The organism is Bradyrhizobium sp. 160 (assembly GCF_023073735.1).
Classification (GTDB): Bacteria; Pseudomonadota; Alphaproteobacteria; order Rhizobiales; family Xanthobacteraceae; genus Bradyrhizobium.
In genome coordinates this window covers 47,517-63,571 of record NZ_JADPKD010000001.1, presented here as the reverse complement: position 1 = coordinate 63,571, position 16,055 = coordinate 47,517, and the positions used below count along the sequence as shown (strand labels likewise).

The window sequence follows — 16,055 nt, the reverse complement described above, 5'->3', positions numbered from 1 at the left end:
CGCTCTACTGCGTGACTGATGCCAAATCGATGTCAAACCGATACCGCCTGCCATGGGCGTTCCGCGCCTCTGATAGAGCCACGTCACATCCATAGCGCAGCAGTATTTCTCTGGTTATAAAAAGCCCGAGGCCTCTTCCCGTATCTTTTGGTTTGTCGCTCACGAACATGCCAAAAATTCTGTCTTCAATCTCCGTCTTCACGCCGATGCCATTATCGAACACAGAAATGGTAGGCTTGGAGACCTCGATCGTGATCGTCGGCGCCTTCACTGTGGATTGTGCGGCCGGCACTTGCAACCAATACTCAGAATTCCGAACAAGATTGTCAACGATCTGCATAAGTCGCCCGCGCGGAATATGAACTGTGAAAGGCTTGGCGACATTTACTGCAAGTGCGATATTCTCATCGAGCATCCGACGCTCAACATACGCTTCGTATTCTTTGAGAAACTCGGAGAGCTTGACTGTATCTTTAGTCTCCCGATAGATTTTTAGCATCGGATTCAAAATCGAGACCTGCTTCCCGACGAGCCGCACGTAAGAGCGAGCGCCCTGCAGGTCGTTTGAGATTTGGGTGAGGCCTGATTTCTGCGCAGACCGTTGCGATTTTAGAATCAGTTCAGAGGCGCGGTCTAATAGCGGATGAACTTCGTGAGCTAGAGTTTCCGCGGCCATACCAGCGGCGATAAAATCATAAGCGGTACGGACCTGCGAACGGAGAGCCTGGATTTCCTCTCTCAGGAGCTCTACAGACGCATCGACACTTGCAGCGCTCTCTCGCTTTCTAAATCCTTGGATCGCCTTCAGCGCAATCCTTGTCTGATCCTTGAATGATTGAGCCTCTTTGGCACTAATTCCCGTGGCGTTGGAAAATAGTTCTTCCGCCTTCTCCAGAACAGCTTGCTGGGATTCTAAGGTCGATCGGACATCTTGGCCGAACTTCGCTTGGATTGAGAGCTCTCTGATGGCTCCTTCTGGAGTTGGAGCTTTCCCCGCCAATTCTGTCTTTGGCTTGCGCGAATCATTGAAGCCCCGCCGCAACGTTTCGTAGATATCATTGATTTCGTCCCTCAGTTTCTTCGCTAGCAACAGAAACTGCCGCCATGGCGCGGTATCGACGAATCCTTCGCGGTCAGACTTCTCAACAAGTGACGCATTCCCTCGGGAGGTTATGTCGATATGGCCAACCGTATTCGTTCTGCGCAGACCGTACCAGCTTCCACCGGACGTGACATTAGCAGACATATCTAGCCAATCCGGATCTATTCGAACGCCGAACCCATCCCGGTAAATCGAAACGCCGGCCAGCTTTTGAAACAGCGACTTCAATGAACCGCTCGGAGGTGTCGCGCCTACCTGTTGGTCACTGCTTTGAGTAGTGTCGTCTGCGTTTGGCAACATACGAAAGTTCAACGAGTAGATGCTTCCGGAAAAATCGCCCGGGTAGTTGTCTGACTGGTAGTCTTTGATTTCACGACAATCAACTTTACGCACAATGCGATAGATCCATCGCTTTTGCGTCGCATCGCCCGCAACGCGAGCCAGCCCGAATTTTGGATAACGTTTTGTGAACTTCGAAAAAAAGCTGCTCTCGTTGTCGGCGGACCACTTCTCTCCGAAAAAGTCTGCAGTTATCTCGGTGGTAAGCTCCAACGTGTCGCGGGGCTTTTCCTTTTCGATCACGCGCTTCAAAGAAAACGAATGACGGCCCGTCGAGTAGAGGTCGAGGTCCTGCTTCAAACGCTGCAGCTCTAACTCTTGCCCATCTATAGATATTGAAACTCGGAGCGGATGCTCTTTCGAAAACGGGGAGATAAGGCGAGAGATCCGCGCTTGCAACTCAGATTGATCGGGGGACTTCCAGTGATTAGCGTCCTCCAATCCCTCAATCATAACGCGGGTGGAGAAACCCTTTGTAGGGCTTGCCGAGACTTCCCGAACCGGGACTTGATTCAGAGTCTTGGCGGCATCGAACTCTGACCACTGGAACTCCACACCGCTAGCTTCCTTCGTACTCCCTTTGGGTCTCGACACAAACTGAACGCAGTCACCCAATCGCATCGTACCAAGACGGCCGATCCCCTTATCTCCCAGCGGAGTGCGCCCTTTCTTGGTCGAGGATTTGACCATACCCGAGTCGGGTCGCTTCTCCGATCCACTGATTAGAAGCCACCGAGCTTTGATTTCTTCTAGGGTAATACCGGGTCCGTCGTCCTCAATAGTAATTCGACCGGTAAGGGCGGTCGGAGCTTCGGACGAGACGTCATTACTTGCGACGGGGGGCGCTTCCATTCGCTTACCCTCCGCAAAATACTCTTTTGCGCTGGTATCAATTTGGACGCGACATCTATCTGCATCCGCATCATAGGAATTCTTTACAAGTTCGAGCAGGGCCTGTTCGGGGTCAGTGATCAACTCAGCACCGAGCTGCCGAACGACCCTCGTGTCAATTCGAAGCTCCAACGAGCTATCGTGATCAGCCACAGTTCAATCTCCGAAGGTCAACCTTATGACGCCAGTCGTTTCCTATAGAAACACACATGCTCGATCTGCATCAATGAGCCTATGGAATTGTGTGTCGGCATGCGCTTCGAAGGAATAACCCGTTTTAGCTGCGTTACTTCATAGGCGCCATAATAGTCATGAAGCTCGCCTAGCACCGCAACCAACGGCGCGTCAGTCGACCTAATTCGCCGCTGCCCGACTGTCCAAGCCAGATATCCGCCCGAGTTGACGGTCTTTAGTATGTTTTCCAACGAGCGTGACAAATCACGACAGTAAGCGGTCCAGCGCTTGGCCGCTTGCTTATCAATACCTTGTAGCTGCCTATACATCCTGGAGAAAGATGCAGATTTCTCGCTTAACCCCTCGATCACCGCGTTGTCCAAGCGAAGGCCGCCCCCCATACTCGCAGTATCCAACGAATGCGTGCTATCTAGTAGAGTCTCGTCGATAGATGAGTCGATATCGGCATGCGGAATCCAGCGCAGCGCCAGGTAGGAAAACTGGCCGTAAGGCACCGTCGTTCGATTGTCGCCATAAGGAGGGGACGTCAGTACGAGATCAATCGAGTCGCTTCGATCTAGCCCCGGTTTCGATATGCTCTGAAGCTTTATCGTTGCCGTCGAGGTCATCTTTCCATTTACAAGAACGCCAAGCTTTTTCAGTCGCGCCTTTTCCGCGATCATCCGCTCAACATTTGCTTTCAATACAGACGTGAATATAGGAACGGCCACGGCGTCCAAGCGCTCTAGATCTTCGCTCGGGCGGATATGAAGCTTGAACGTCGACGTACGAGAATTGCTGCATCGCCTAATCGTTTCTGCGAGCGCCACCCACATAAAGCGACGACATTGCTTGCTGTCGAGCTTCTCGATGGCGCGACGGATTCTCGAGAGCCCAATCGAATTCGAGCGCCTAAACCATTTGCCCTGATTAACGAAGCTTACTGCGTAGTCGCTCCGAGTGTCGGCGGCTATCCAGGCAAGGACCTGTTCCGCCGCTGCTGCATACATACCCGCGTGAAGGGGGCTTGCTTTCACCTTGGCAATCAAGATGGCCAACGGATTGATATCGTAGCCGACAAACGAGCGGCTCGCCGCAAGTGTCTCGGTTAGCGCAGTGCCGGAGCCCACAAATGGGTCAAGAACCGTCCTGGCCTTCGGCGCCGCGCGAACCATAGACGCCAGGATGTCACGCTGCATCGCAGGGACCATCATGGCCGGATACTGAATTAGGCCATGCGCTGCGGTACGGCCGGCATCGCCGGAGTAAGACCAAGCCGAGCCGGTTTTTCGCTGAAAATCCGCTATCTCGCTCAAAGACGCAATCAATGTGCGGTCGTCAGCGTTTAGCATCCGGAGGCCTCTGCGAGTAGACTCACTCAATTTCAGCGTGCTTATAGCGCGATCAACTTAACAAGTCGCTGATAATGCGAAAGATTTCCTCAGGCAATTGAACCGACAGAGCGCGAGCGTCACGCCACGCGGTTGCACAGCCCGGGCGAAATTCAATTGGGGTCCCTCATGTGAGACGTGACCTGCGGGCAGCGTCCGCGGAGCTTCCCCCGGGGGGGAGCACCAAACTCGAGCCAGACGACTGAATGACCTTTCATCGCGGATGTAAGTCGTTTTGACTCATAGCCAAGGCCACCTGCGGGCAGCGTCCCCGGCCCTTCCCCCGGTGGGGAGCATCAAACTCGGGCCAGACAACTGAATGACCTCGCGCATGTGAGTCGTTTTGACTCATGGCCAAATGCCAAACGTTCGTTAGCCTAGAGCGAACGGGGCACTTTACGAAATCCTTATGAGCTGCCGTGGCGAGGGAATGGCTCTTGACCTTACGCGAATTGTTGGAGGTGAAGGGCGACAAGCTTGAACGGACGAGCTTCGAGGGAAAGAAGGCGAGGAAATTTACTTACTCCCGCTGTCCCTATTGAAGTGCGACAGTCTCCAGGCCAAATCGGTCGGTACGGGTCAATGGCTGCGCTCAGCGGCTTCCCCAGCACTCCCGCGCGATATCGACAAAGATGAGATTTCCGGAATGAAGCACATGCTGACATCGTGTGAGTGGCTGCCGAAGTCCGCTTTGGATTGAGAGCGCAATGCGTCGTCCCGCTACCGCGCTGTTGGCGCTTGGCGCTATCTAGTCCGCATGTCTTGTTAGCGAGCGCTCTGTCCCAATCGCATGTATTGAAGCGCGACGTAATTCCCGGCGAAGCCGATGGCGAACGCAAGTAGAACCAGCAGCATGGCAGAAACGGGCGATGAAACACCGCGAGCAACAAACACCGCACCTGCGCCCCACAAACAGCCAATTGCCGTCGCGATATAAAATATGGCCATCTCGCTAAACTGAGACAGAACAATCCAAACCGCCATAAGCGCCACAGCAGTGAGCAAGAAGACGTCCCACGAACCGGCTCGGAAGCCGATCGCGCTGGCAATGACGAAAGTTTGGAAAGAGAAAATGTTGAGACTGTGCCGGTTGAACCTCATCTCGCATACCTTGTACTTGAAGCTATGCATCGTATACGTGGAAAGTTGAAACAAGGCCCGTGGAGTCCTTAAATCTTTAACCAATCAGTAGGGCAACCCACGCGAGGCTCTACGTTCTTCCGGCTCGGATTTGGCACCGAACAAATGCCTCGTTGGGGGCATCGCTCGTGCGGCGCTTCGACCACCAGCTCTTGCCATCAGGCGAGATCCCGCCCCCGTTTTGGATTGCACAAAGGCAACCTAGCCGATCACGCATCCTATCGCATCTAGAGTCGCCACTAGGCTGCTGGCCTGCTTTGCCGAACGCGTTTGGTCCTGTGGATTGGCCCCTGAAGGCGCGCCGATCGATGTGTCTTTTGGCCTTTGCGGGTGCTCTCTTTCTGATGCGTCACTCGGGGCAGACGTTGGCTTAACCAGTTGCCACACCGGATAGAGTTCGATGGTGGGTCTTTCGTTCGGGTGTTCGGGATCAGAGTTCGACAGCCTAATCACGTTGTTTTTGTCCAGCTTTACGGTGATGGTGTCGCGGGACTTTAGCGAAAAGCTATCTTTGTCAACGTACTCGGCGAACTGAGAATAACCCGCAGGTGTTTGCACCCAAGATAACTTCGTAGGCGGGCCCCAAAGATAGAATCCCGTCGCTAGGCCAGTCGCCGAAACATCAGTAATAATTAGCATCGCATGGCGGCCTTTGCCGTTTCCCCAACCTTTCTTGCTCGACCACACACCGACGAACTTCGAGTTCGGTCCCGGAGGATCCAACTTGCTAGCCGTGATCGCGAACTCCGGCATTTTCAAATTTTGCTTGGCTCCTATTGCCGCTACCCGCTGACTGTCCTCGGGTGTGAATACACCGCGATCAGTCGTCACTGCACTCCCGGCGGCTGGCTGCTTCCGAGCGCTATTGTCGGTGTTGAGTGCGGGCACGGTGGGCGCGGGAACAACTGGCGAGGCAGTGAGGCTGGCAGCCGGAGCATTCTGAATACTTACAGTTGGTCCTTTGAGATAGATCTCCTCCTTCGACAGAGACCCGTAGACAAAGGGCTGTTGCTCGCGTTTGGTCGAGGTCATGACATCGTCACGGACTCGACGAAACAGGAATGAAATCTCCAATCCAGGAGTCTCGATGTGCCGGAGAAGCGCAGCGGTGAATGGGCTGTTTCTGCCGTCGCCATCACTTGCGGTGGTCCCATCACGAGCCGCGTACGCGATGAGCACGTTGTCTGTCGGCTCCGTCGGCGCCAAGCCACGGGCTACGGCGCGAGTGACCAACGAACGCTTCATTTTTGCTTCAAAAGGATTGTTGCGGCAGGCGTCCAGAATGATCAATCCTAACTGTCTGGCCTTGCTAACCTGAAGATTAACGGACCTCAGGCTGACTGCTTCGCTGTCAACATCTGCGTCGCTTCTCAATTCTGCGTCCGTGGGAATTAACCAATTTTCTCCCCCAGCCTCCATTCCATGGCCAGCGTAGAAAACGACGGCCATCATCGAGCCTTCCGCAGCGCGGCCAAACTCGACGATTGCCTTCCGCATATCGGCAGCGGTCCCGTTGCTCACCTGGGTTACCTTAAAGTCTAGACGTTCCAAGGCACGCGCAACGTCGGCGGCATCTCGTGTCGGATTCGGAAGAGTTGGCACTCGTAAGTACGCGCCATTGCCAATGACCAATGCTACCCGCTCGGCGCCAAGTGCTGGCACCGAGAGCAACAAGAATAGAGAAAGTATGAAAGCAAGACGGCTCAATTTCGTTCCTCCGGCCGGGTTTCCGAGAAATTGATGCTAGTCAGATCACCATCGCCATGGCGCGGCTTGATGAAGCTCGCCTCGATGAACTTCAACCGCCCGTTCTTCAGGTCGGCCTGCAAAGCCCAGTATGCAGCCTCAGGCAGGTAAGCGGAGAACAATCCTCCATCCTTGCCAAGTCGCATGTTGAGTAAGAAGGGCCTTTCCGGAAAGCTCTGCCCCTTGCCAATGCGCGGCCGGTGCTTTTCGCCAGGATCATCAGCGCGACCATATTTGCGCGAGCACATCAGCCAGCAGGTCACCTCCTTCCCGAGGTGCTTGGGCACGTTCGGCGTCATTGCAACGATGTCGCAAAGCACATTAGTGATGGCTTCGTCCAAGACGCCTTCATCGTGCTTTCGCACATAGTAGCTCACAGCGACCGATTTCACAGTGGCGAGCAGCGTGTGCTCAGGCTCTGGCAGCGGTTTGCGCTTGCGCCTTCGTTCCTTTGTCATCACGCCCTCGCCCTCTCCGTCTGATGGATGACACTGACTAGCGACGATGGCATAGAAGCCGATGACCGGCGCGGATCATATGTGACGGTCCGGACACGATTATCGGACCGGGAGGGAGTGAGACCTGCGATTACCCCGAATACGTACTGAACCTACCGTGCTTCAAGCCGCGAGTGTATCCGCGCGTAACCTGCTCTTCCATCTCACGTTCTAAGAACTCGTTCGCTATCAACAGCGCCTTGACAGCCTCGCGTGCGTCACCGCCGCAGGCTGCAATGGCCTGATCGGCAGCGGCTTCTAGTGTTTGTGCATCCGATTGAAGTGTTGGGGCGGTGGTGGCAGGCATTCCTCTATCTCCCGCAATACTCTTTGCAAGAGTTCTCATTTTGTTCTAGACAAGTCAAGGTAACGAGAGAGCGAAAATGCGCGTTTTGGCAGTCATCCTTATAGGATTACAGTTGGGCTTTGCCTCAGCTGCCGGTGCAGGCCCTCTCGAGGAAGCGACAGCAGCAGAGCGCCGCGACGATTGTCAAACTGCAGTTAGACTATATCAGGAGCTTGCGACGCAGGGCGTTGCACGCGCGTTCTCGCGATTAGGTTACTTCAGTAGTATTGGATATTGTGCAAAGCGGGATTGGCGTGAGGCTGCGAATTGGTACAGCAAAGCCGCCGACGCCGGGGATCAGGAGGCTGTCGCTTCGCTGAGCCATATCGGGCGCAACTGGCGGTTTATGAATCGGGGGCAGCCCCTGCCCTCCGAGGTGTATGCCGAGATTGAGAAGGCTGCAAAGAGGGGAAGCGCTGTTGCTCAATATAGTCTCGGCGTCATGAACTACCCTATTGGCGATGCAGGCTTCGACGCGACAAGACCTACACCAGGTGTCACGGGGAATTTGGCTGAAGCTATTACCTGGTTCCAGAGGGCCGCGGATCAAGGTGATTCCGACTCATTAGTAACGTTAGCGACTGCGTATGCAGAGGGAATTGGCGTTGCGCAAGATTACGTCGAAGCGCACAAGCTGCTGAACGTCGCGGCTCCTAGAGTGAAATATGCCGACATACGCAACGACATCATAAAACGACGGGATGAGCTGGCTACAAGAATGACGACAGCTCAGATCGCCGAAGCGCAGAAGCTTGCCCGGGAATGGAAGCCGATCCGTTGAGAGCAGCAAGCCTGACGGTATTGCTGGCGCTTACCGTGTTCTCTCACGACGTTAGCGCCAACGCACTGATCATTGGACAAGCAAGCATCATAGATGGAGATACACTCGAAGTCCGCGGCATGCGCATTCGCCTTTGGGGCATCGATGCCCCTGAAAGTTCGCAGCTCTGCCGTGGCGAGAACAGCTTGCCCTATCGCTGCGGAGCGAAGTCAGCTAACGAGCTCGATAGGTTTATTGCGGGCAGGCCGATTAGCTGCAAACCCGTAAGCCATGATGTGTATGGTCGTACAGTTGCAACGTGTTCAGTTGGCGCGTTGGACTTGGGAGACTGGCTCGTCCGGGGCGGGCTCGCATTCGATTGGCCTCATTACTCCAAAGGCAAATACGATGGCGCACAACGCGAGGCCGAACGCGCCCGGCGGGGAGTATGGGCGGGCAGCTACGTGGCGCCTTGGCGATATCGCGCTTGCATTAATGAAGGTCGTAAGTCGGATAGTTGCTCTGAGCGAGCCGAATAAGCATCTGCGGCCGCGGGAATGCAATATTGTAACGCCTTAGAAGCAAGAGCCTAAAGTAGGCTTGGCAAGGCGAGTGGGACTTGCGATACAACTCTTCAGATTGCAAGCTTTTCATCGAGTCGGATCGCGGTTTGTGGAGGTTAGAATTGACCGATTTGGGCGAGATAAAGAAAATTGTCGCCAAGAGCGTTTGGGCGCATGAGGAGATCGACTTCACCCCCTGGTTGGCGCGAGAAGAGAACATTGCGAAGCTAGGCAAGGAGATTGGACTGGAGTTGCAAGTCGAAAGAGTTGAGGTCCCGGTAGGTCCTTATTGGGCAGACATACTCGCCCGAGAACTTCAAGGCGGCTATGTCGTCATCGAAAACCAGTTCGGCAAAACCGATCACGATCATCTAGGAAAAGTTCTTACATATGCAGCGACTCTCGGGGCGAGCGCGGTCGTTTGGATTGCAGAGCGATTTACGGATGAGCATCGGAAGGCGATCGAGTGGCTCAACGAGCATACAAGCGTCGATCTTAATCTCTACGCTGTAGAGGTTGAGCTTTGGCAAATCGATGCGTCGAAACCTGCGGTGCGCTTCAATGTACTCAGCAAGCCGACAAATATTGCACGCCAGGCAAACGTCGCAAAGTCCACTGCGCCATTAAGCGACGCTCGGAAATTGCAACTGGAATTTTGGACCGAGTTTAGCAAGAAGCTGTTGGAAAGAAAGGTGCTCCAGTCTACCCAGACGCCCCAAGCACAGTACTGGTTCAATGTACCGCTTGGCAAAGCCAACATATATCTGTCGAACATTGCGAACACAGCCGACGGCCGCATCGGCGTGCGAGTTTACCTCGGAAAGAAAGTTGCTGAAGCTGCTCTGCCCCAGCTGCTTGTTCATCGTTCCGCCGTCGAAGCCGAGATCGGCCATAAATTGCAGTGGAATCCAAATCCCGAGAATGATGACAAGATCATCTCGCTTTCTCGCGAGGCAGACCTTTATGAACGGGAGAAGTGGCCGGAGTACATCGACTGGCTAGTTAATGAGGTCGACAAGTTTAGGAAAGCCTTCGGCCCCCGAGTAAGAAATCTGAACCTGGCCCAGGAGATCGAGGTCGGCCAAGCCGATGCTCAGCCCTCCGTCTAGGATTTGAACGACATGGGAACGTCAGTAAAGGCTTTACTGTTTCTTGCGATTGCGGCACTCGTGATCTCGGTTGTGTGGCTCGGGGCGGCAGTGGTCCGGCTCGAAAATTATCGCTACGCCAACTTTATTGGCGCCTGTTCGCAGTTCAATATCAAGGATGCTCGGGAGCGAATCGACCGTGAGGCGTGCCTTGATAGTGCGGAAACCCGTACGAATTGGGCTTGGCACCTCGCTTACGGTCTGAAGATTTTGTGAGGTGGTGGATGGTGGCGTCAGCAGCTTTCCCCGGAAATCGGCACGCGCGGCCAAAGTAGAATCCAAGAGGATGAATGGTCCAAGAACCGCTTCAATTGTTGACTGACCTGTATGACATCCGTGATGCTTTCTCGGTTTGGCGAAATGCTATGGAGCAGCACGGCGAGAGGCTTGCTAGCGTTTGGCGGCTTTCGATTGGGAAGATCTACTTCCGCAGAAATGGCAATGATAACAAACTCGGCTTAGATCCTACTGGTGATCATTGGACTGTCGAGCTGAACGAGCCCGAGCAAGGAACGGAAAATCCTTTGTCTGGCGTGGCGCGAGATTCAGCCGGGCAACGTTATCTACTTAGGCAAGGCACGCTGCACAAGAATGCCCAATCTGCTCGCATTGAGAGCCCTGATTTCGAAGAACGAACTGGCCTTAGGCCCGCTACAGTAACGATAGAAGGCAAACCAGCAAAACGGGCGTGGTTCATAGTGACGGCGCTTGACCGCCCAGCAGCGGAAATCTGTCAGAACACGGCGGCATTTGTACTTCGGTGTGGCATCGCAAGGAACCCCGACGCGGCGGCGACGGCAAAGCAGGACGATAAGCGCCTTGTCGAATTATTCGGTCCGCCGGAGAAAGGCGGCAAGATCGCGGGGCAACCTACGGTTAGTCGCGAGGAGCGATGGCGCATCCATGGCGAGCTCTGGCAGAAGCTGAAGGGCCTCTTCGACGCGGATGGGCGTGAACTGGTCAAACCCCTGCACGCATACGGCTACGAAGTCGATGGTGTAGTCGAAGCCCAAGCTGGGAAGCTGCTGCTTGAGATTAAGACCGGTGTCGCGGCAGCAGACGTTTATGAGGGCATAGGTCAGCTAACCCTCTATCCGAGGTTGTTGCCGAGGCTTTCCGGGCACCGCCGAATTCTGCTCCTTCCCGGCTCACCTAGCATCCCGCTCGTTTCAGCCGTCCGAGAATGCGGGGTTGAGCTTCATTGCTACAGCTTCCAGAGGGACGGCGAAAAGGTAGATGTCTGCTTCTCTCCGCAGTTTCTCAAACTATGTGATCTCGGCCTCTAGTAGTGCCACCCGTTGCGAGCTGATGCGATCGGTTCGGCGAGCGGCTTGATGGACGATCCTTTTGTCATAGGGCGCCCAACGCTCTGCTGGGTGTTGGATGGGCCAGAAAATTTCAGGGGCAAGTCGCGTTTCCGGATACGTAGCTCGGAGTTAAAGCGAGTCGTTCTCCGACCTCGGGAAACTCAATCGCCGCCGTCCCACCCTCGGCACAACGTAAACTGATCCGCCGTACACCGACATTGTCGATTGAGAGAGGTGGGAGACATGCGCCGGTTAACGCTCGCATTGCTTCACCGCCACTCTCGACCTGCTTGCGGACGAACGTCGAGAGGAGCTTTCCGCATCGATACCAAACTTCAAGCGATCGTAAGCGCTTAGCCGCAACCCTATTGATGCTGGCTTGACGTTTTGCGGAATCGCCATGGCATGAGGTCGTCGATTCTGCTTTGGGGGGTGGCCAGCGATGATCGCCTCGAGTGTTTGGGCGATGTAGGCGGCGGGGTTGACGTCGTTGAGCTTGCAGGTGGCAACGATCGACGCAAGCAAAGCCCAATTTTCGGCCCCGACCTCATGACCGGCGAAGAGCGCATTTTTTCTGGTCAAGCAGATCGGCCGGATCGCGTTTTCAACCGGATTGGTGTCGAGCTCGAGACGCCCGTCATCGAGGAAGCGCGTCAGTCCCGGCCAATGATTGAGTGCGTAGCGGATGTCTTCGGCGAGCGTCGAGCCGCTTGAGATCATCGACAGCTGTTTCTCGAACCATGGCTTCAACGCGGCGACGATGGGTAGCGAATGCTCCTTGCGTGCGGCCAGCCGGATGTCCGGGGATAGACCGCGGACCGTCGGCTTCGATGGCGTAAAGCTGTGCGATCTGCCGCACCGCGGCCTCGGCGATCGGCGACTTGCTGTTGCGCACCAATTTGACGAAGCGCCGGCGCAGATGGCTCCAGCAATGCACGAGCGTCCACGGGCCTTGTGGTCGAGCCAGCGTCGAGAGCCGGTCATAGCCGTCATATCCGTCGCATTGCAGGAAGCGCCCGTTAAAGCCCGCCAGGAACTGCTCGGCAAAAGCGCCGCTGCGTCCGGATGCATAGCGGAACAGCACGATCGGCGGACTTGGGCCGCTATGGCCGCGATCGTCGGAGGCGATCGCCCAGAAGTAGCCTTTCTTGGTCTCGCCGCGCCCGGGATCGAGCACCGGCGCCGTGGTTTCGTCCATGAACAGACAATCCGCCGCGGCCAGATGCCGGCGCATTTGATCCCCGACGGGCTGGAGATGGAAGCAGGCGCGGCCTGACCAGTTGCCCAGCGTCGCCCGGTCGAGCCGGATCCCTTGTCGCGCATAGATCTCGGCCTGACGGTAAAACGGCGTATGGTCGCCGAACTTGGAGACGATCACGTGCGCAATGGCCGCTTCGGTCGGCAGCCCACCGGGCACGACATGCTCCAGCGCGTGTGCCTGCACGACAGCGCCCGAGCAGTGACGGCAGACGTATTTTGGGCGGCGCGTGACCAGCACCCGCCATTGTGCCGGGATCACGTCAAGGCGTTTGCTGATATCCTCGCCGATCTTCGTCATGCCGCCGCAACCGCACGGACAGAACGTGCTCGCAGGCTCGATGACCCGCTCCACCTGCGGCAAATGGGCAGGCAAGTAACCCCGATTGCGATGACGGTCCTGATCCGATCCAGCGCGCGATCGGCCCCTGATGATCGCCGCAGCCTTCTCCTGTGCCGCGTCCAGGACACCTTGCGCGATCTCCACGTCTTCGAGCGGCAAATGATATTGATCTGGCCGCAGCTTCTCGGACTTCGCTCCGAACTTCTCCCGGCGTAGTTCGCCGAGAATGACCTCCAACCGACGCCGCGCTTCTTCCGACGTTGCCAGCGCCGCCTGATGCTCGCTCAACGCTGCCTGCGTTTGCGCCAAAAGCGCCTTCAAGCGTTCATTCTCGTCGCGAAGTGTCGCGGTGCTCATGCACCATGTCGAGCACATCTCCGCCGCCGGCGCCATGCGCAACTCGGCTCAGAGTCACTCTGCCGCAGTTATCCAGCGATCTGTGGACGCCGCGCTTCCTCCGGGCGGACCAACCTCCAGTCCAAGCCTTCGAACAATGCCGCGAACATCGCCGGCGATATCCGCATCACACCGTCCGCAATCTTTGGCCGTACGAACTTGCAGCCCTCAAGGCGTTTGTGCACCAGCACCAGGCCCGTTCGATCCCAGACCAGAATCTTGATCCGGTCCGCCCGTTTCGACCGGAACACAAAGGCAGCACCGCTGAACGGGTCGAGACCAAGCATCTCCTGCACCTTCGCGGCAAGCCCATCGTAGCCGCAGCGGAAGTCGACAGGCCGCGTCGCGATATAAATCTTCAGATCGGCGCCGGGTACAATCATCGTGACGCTCGCACCGCGCGGATCACCCGAGACAGCTGCTCCCCATCTATCGCCGCGTCCGTCCGCACGACGACGTCGCCAATCGCAATCTCGAGCTTGACCGCCGGAACCTGACGCTCCTCTAACGGCCCCTCCACGACCAGCGGCGCGAACGGCGGCTGCGAAGCCTCACACGACGGCAATTCGCGGCGCTGTCGGAAGCGGCGTCGCCAATCGTAAATCTGCCAACGCGTCGCCCCGTGCTTACGCGCTACCTCCGCCACCTGAGCGCCAGGCAGCAGACTTTCGGCGACGATCCGAGCCCGCTCGGCCTCCGAACGCACACGACGCCCGGACGGTCCTTCAAGCACTCAAGCCGGCTGACTGCCCCAACTGACGAGCTGTCCAAATGGACGTCCTTTTTGCCGTCCAATCCCATCCCAAACCTCCGTTCAACCCGGAGGCTTCTTCGCGTATTTAATCTAACCCCGAAGCCAGGGTATCGGCTTAGCGCTTACAAGCGATGCCCCTTCGGGCCGCCTACAGATTCGAATGTCGAGATTCTCGACGGGATTTGGAGGCTGAAGCCTGTCAATTTTGCTGGCGCAAGCAGCAGCCATGACGGGAGCAGCATCCCTTATCGACATGTTTGGTCTGAGCCCAAAGACCTCCCAATCCTTCCCAGAAGCCCCTTGGACAGCCAGCAGAGACAATGAGAGGGTGAGCAACTTGATTGGTCGCATATCAACTCTCGGTCGGCTTAGCGGTGGCGCTCGACATGGCGGGCACCGAAGTTTGCCGTTGGGGGCAGGCGTTGGGGTCGGCGTTGGGGTACGTCAGCTACCCAGTGCAAAACTCTTCAACGATTTCACGCAGTTGCCTACGTTAGGGGAGATTGGTTGGGGAACCTAAATTCGAACCAAGACAAACAGCGTCAAAACCTTTTACTCGTCCCATAATCAAGACATGGCAAAAAACTCGGTCGCGTTCTCGCAAAGGATCCTGACCGCCAATCGTTCGCCGTTGCGGGATCGAAAGTAACCGCTCGCAATTTTCTCGTCCAGAACTTCGCCAACCAATTGGCGCGCGCTTTGAATCGCCGCGAACGTCTCCTCAACGTGGAGGCAATCTCCTCCGAGCATCAATCGCGATTCATCCGGCAAGACTTCAATGGCCTCGTGCAGCGCGAGCTTGAAATGAGATGGGCTCAACAGAAAAGACCAACACAAATCTAACCAAACATTTCGGTACACAAACGCCATTCCCAATAAATCCCGGCTCCAGGGATAGGCCAAATGCATCAGCAGAAAGCGGGTCCGAGGATGACGCTCAATCAAGGGCGCAATCCGCAAGGGATGTGAACCGCTTATGATCGCGGTCCCGAGGTGAGTTTGAACGGGTAGATCCGCCTCGGCCGCGAGTTGACAGAACAAGTCGACAACAAAGTCGCTGAAAGCCTTGCGCGCTCCAGGGGACGGCGACATTTGCCCCCACGCCTGCCGAGCCAGCTCTTCGTTCGGTTCATCAAAGCTTAGATCCCGGTCATAGGCGAGCGCGTTCTTGAGCGCAATTTGATTGCGCCCGGCGCACCCGGCTACGAGTTCGCGGATCGCGGCGCAATAATCGTCGAAGGTTTTCACCTCCATGCCGAGACGTCCAAGCAACGTATGTCCGGAATTTCCATTGTGATCGCGAGATTCAGCATGCCAGCCTAAGGCAAATGCGTTGATGCGCAGGACGGCGTCGTATCTTTCGCCAAGGACCGGGCGCGGGTCGAGCAATGGGTCGAGAAAAGGGTCCGTTACGATCCTCTTGATGGCGGCGCGCCCAATGACTTCGGTTGGCCATTTCGGATCCTTGTGGCGTAAGCGTACTGAAGCGTCTACCGCCTCCCAGTTTTCACGCGTAATTCCGTTGTCACCAACGCCATAAAGGTCAGCAATTCCACCCACGAGGTTACGGACGAATGCGTTTGAGCCGCTCTTCTCCAAGAATGGCGCAAGGGCCTCCCAAGTGGTCGGCTCAGTTGCAGCAGATATCATACTGCTAGTCGCCTTAGGTTCGGATGGCAGGACATAGTTTGTCCAAGCCGCATAGCTCTGTTGAAAGAGTTTCAGCAGGTTTACGTCGCGGCTGAGGGCGACCTCGGGCATGTGATGTTCATGCACGTCGACGACTTCGCACGCATTAACAAATTGGTTAATTCCATCAGACATTGTCCGTCCCGCACAGTCGTTGTATGGAAGTCGATGAAGCCGCTTCTCCGCGCACGCGATGAGAGCCGGGGCGATGC

The 16,055-nt window shown here is 56.0% G+C and carries 16 protein-coding genes; 5 read left to right on the top strand and 11 right to left on the bottom strand.

The window, feature by feature from the left end; all coding sequences use genetic code 11:
- Window positions 1-4: 4 nt before the first annotated feature.
- From IVA98_RS00310 to IVA98_RS00285, 6 genes are all read right to left on the bottom strand, one after another.
- Window positions 5-2,485, bottom strand: a complete 2,481-nt coding sequence (locus IVA98_RS00310; protein WP_247354129.1) for an ATP-binding protein — start codon at window positions 2,483-2,485, stop codon at window positions 5-7.
- Window positions 2,486-2,508: 23 nt separating this feature from the next.
- On the bottom strand, window positions 2,509-3,858 hold the full coding sequence (locus IVA98_RS00305) for a DNA methyltransferase (RefSeq protein WP_247354128.1): 1,350 nt from the start codon (window positions 3,856-3,858) through the stop codon (window positions 2,509-2,511).
- An 804-nt stretch (window positions 3,859-4,662) separates the two neighbouring features.
- Window positions 4,663-4,998, bottom strand: a complete 336-nt coding sequence (locus IVA98_RS00300) for a hypothetical protein (protein WP_247354127.1) — start codon at window positions 4,996-4,998, stop codon at window positions 4,663-4,665.
- 240 nt (window positions 4,999-5,238) lie between these two features.
- Window positions 5,239-6,744, bottom strand: coding sequence for a caspase family protein (locus tag IVA98_RS00295; RefSeq protein WP_247354126.1), 1,506 nt, complete (start codon window positions 6,742-6,744; stop codon window positions 5,239-5,241).
- Entirely contained in the window at window positions 6,741-7,244 is a 504-nt protein-coding gene (locus IVA98_RS00290) for a hypothetical protein (RefSeq protein WP_247354125.1), read from the bottom strand. Before IVA98_RS00290 ends, IVA98_RS00295 begins: the two co-directional genes overlap by 4 nt.
- A 127-nt stretch (window positions 7,245-7,371) precedes the next feature.
- Window positions 7,372-7,587 (bottom strand): hypothetical protein, encoded by a 216-nt coding sequence (locus IVA98_RS00285; protein ID WP_247354124.1) that lies wholly within the window; start codon window positions 7,585-7,587, stop codon window positions 7,372-7,374.
- Between the two features lie 76 nt (window positions 7,588-7,663).
- Here IVA98_RS00285 and IVA98_RS00280 point away from each other — a divergent pair, with 76 nt between their 5' ends.
- The 5 genes from IVA98_RS00280 to IVA98_RS00260 all read left to right on the top strand — a co-directional run bounded on the left by IVA98_RS00280 (window position 7,664) and on the right by IVA98_RS00260 (window position 11,383).
- On the top strand, window positions 7,664-8,407 hold the full coding sequence (locus tag IVA98_RS00280) for a tetratricopeptide repeat protein (RefSeq protein ID WP_247354123.1): 744 nt from the start codon (window positions 7,664-7,666) through the stop codon (window positions 8,405-8,407).
- Window positions 8,389-8,925, top strand: coding sequence for a thermonuclease family protein (locus IVA98_RS00275; protein ID WP_346657668.1), 537 nt, complete (start codon window positions 8,389-8,391; stop codon window positions 8,923-8,925). The genes IVA98_RS00280 and IVA98_RS00275 overlap by 19 nt, the downstream gene beginning before the upstream one ends.
- Window positions 8,926-9,071: 146 nt before the next feature.
- Entirely contained in the window at window positions 9,072-10,058 is a 987-nt protein-coding gene (locus IVA98_RS00270) for a DUF4268 domain-containing protein (RefSeq protein ID WP_247354122.1), read from the top strand.
- A 12-nt stretch (window positions 10,059-10,070) separates the two neighbouring features.
- A complete protein-coding gene (locus IVA98_RS00265) occupies window positions 10,071-10,313 on the top strand; it encodes a hypothetical protein (RefSeq protein ID WP_247354121.1) in 243 nt (80 codons plus the stop codon).
- A 74-nt stretch (window positions 10,314-10,387) separates the two neighbouring features.
- Complete coding sequence (locus IVA98_RS00260) at window positions 10,388-11,383, top strand: hypothetical protein (RefSeq protein ID WP_247354120.1); 996 nt, start codon at window positions 10,388-10,390, stop codon at window positions 11,381-11,383.
- A 273-nt stretch (window positions 11,384-11,656) separates the two neighbouring features.
- On the opposite strand, the gene IVA98_RS37410 is transcribed toward IVA98_RS00260, so the two are convergent.
- The 5 genes from IVA98_RS37410 to IVA98_RS00240 form a co-directional block, all read right to left on the bottom strand.
- Window positions 11,657-12,124 carry an IS66 family transposase gene (locus tag IVA98_RS37410; protein ID WP_524536333.1) on the bottom strand — a complete coding sequence of 156 codons (468 nt, stop codon included), beginning with the start codon at window positions 12,122-12,124 and terminating at the stop codon, window positions 11,657-11,659.
- Entirely contained in the window at window positions 12,042-13,397 is a 1,356-nt protein-coding gene (gene tnpC / locus IVA98_RS00255) for an IS66 family transposase (RefSeq protein WP_524536332.1), read from the bottom strand. The genes IVA98_RS37410 and tnpC overlap by 83 nt, the downstream gene beginning before the upstream one ends.
- A 32-nt stretch (window positions 13,398-13,429) precedes the next feature.
- Complete coding sequence (tnpB, locus tag IVA98_RS00250) at window positions 13,430-13,783, bottom strand: IS66 family insertion sequence element accessory protein TnpB (protein ID WP_247354119.1); 354 nt, start codon at window positions 13,781-13,783, stop codon at window positions 13,430-13,432.
- Window positions 13,780-14,106, bottom strand: coding sequence for an IS66-like element accessory protein TnpA (gene tnpA / locus IVA98_RS00245; RefSeq protein ID WP_524536331.1), 327 nt, complete (start codon window positions 14,104-14,106; stop codon window positions 13,780-13,782). The genes tnpB and tnpA overlap by 4 nt, the downstream gene beginning before the upstream one ends.
- Window positions 14,107-14,721: 615 nt before the next feature.
- Window positions 14,722-15,978 (bottom strand): amidohydrolase family protein, encoded by a 1,257-nt coding sequence (locus IVA98_RS00240; protein ID WP_247354118.1) that lies wholly within the window; start codon window positions 15,976-15,978, stop codon window positions 14,722-14,724.
- Window positions 15,979-16,055 lie beyond the last annotated feature (77 nt).